Below are 1,178 nucleotides of genomic sequence, written 5' to 3' on the forward strand. Positions count from 1 at the left end.
CAATATCTTTCCGTCGCAGGTTTTGGTGTTTTTAAATAGGCTTGCAACGCGTTAATCAAGGATTCGCGAGTGTTTGACAGATAGTAGATAGCGCTGGCTTTTACTAAGCAGTAGCCGGACGATCTTGCGACGCCAACAGGTCCGTGAATCATTTGTACCACTGGTTTGCGGCTGAACAATCTCATCAGGTACAAAGGCATGTCATTGCTTGGGCAAGAAAGCCCCAAATACCAATCTATTTTTGGTAGCTTCATGCAAACCTTGAGCAGTTGAATCAGGTAAAACGCGTTCATCAACCAATAGATAAGGCCATGAGTGGAGCAAAACGGCGCCGCTTTTATGTTGAGAATCTGGATGCGCGGCGTGTCTTCCAAAAGTGGCGTCCAATGCTCGGGCTTTGTTGTCACCAAATAACCAACAACGTTGAGCTTATTGCACTGTTTGAGTAGCTCCGCATTGGCGATTTTGGAACCACCTTGCATTGGAATCGCATCGAACATCAATACACGTTTCATGATCTGTTCCTCAGTTGATGCTCAACCAGCGGGAAATGGGTTTCATGCACTGCGCCATTGGCATCGGTACAACAGTTTTGTTTTCCAGCTCGGTTTCATAAATTGCTTCAATCGCTTTGACGGAAGCGGTCGTGGTCAAGTTTTGGCTAGCATGTAGGTAGGCATTTTCAGCCAGTTTTTCTCGCAAGTCGGCATCTTGCATGACCAATTGAATCGCATTCAGCAGTCCAGCCATGCCCTGATTTGGATAAAGAAGGGCGCTATGGTTGTGCTCGAACAATTCGGGAATACCGCCAGTTTTAGGTGCTACGATTGGCAGTTTTGCTAATGCCGCTTCTCCTACGACTAGACCAAAAGCCTCTTCGTATGCGCCGCTAATGAAAGCGTCAGCATTGCCCGACATCCAAGCGCCTGCATTGGTCTGTTCTCCGACGAAGTGCACGCGGTCTTGCATACCAAGGTCGGTAACTAATTGCTTCAAGTTTTCGCGCTCTTCACCGTCGCCGACAATCACGAGATGTGGATTGGTTTGATGGTAGTTGTGCATTCGCATAGCATGAATGAGGCGGTCAAACCCTTTGCGTTTGATCAGCGAACCAACCGAAAGGAAGGTGAATGCATTAGCAGGAATATCCAAGCGCGCTTTGATGTCGATAGGCGCTT

Annotated in this window: 1 protein-coding gene and 1 pseudogene; both read right to left on the reverse strand. The window is 47.8% G+C overall.

Annotated features, from left to right (window positions below):
- Positions 1 to 515, reverse strand: a pseudogene (locus R7M72_RS25250) (glycosyltransferase family 1 protein); the annotation flags it as partial.
- A 10-nt stretch (positions 516 to 525) separates the two neighbouring features.
- Positions 526 to 1,178, reverse strand: a 653-nt coding sequence (locus R7M72_RS25255; protein ID WP_318056477.1) for a glycosyltransferase, incomplete at its 5' end; no start/stop codon positions are given.

Origin of the sequence: Vibrio sp. YT-18 (assembly GCF_033337345.1) — a bacterium.
GTDB classification, from domain to species: Bacteria; Pseudomonadota; Gammaproteobacteria; order Enterobacterales; family Vibrionaceae; genus Vibrio; species Vibrio alginolyticus.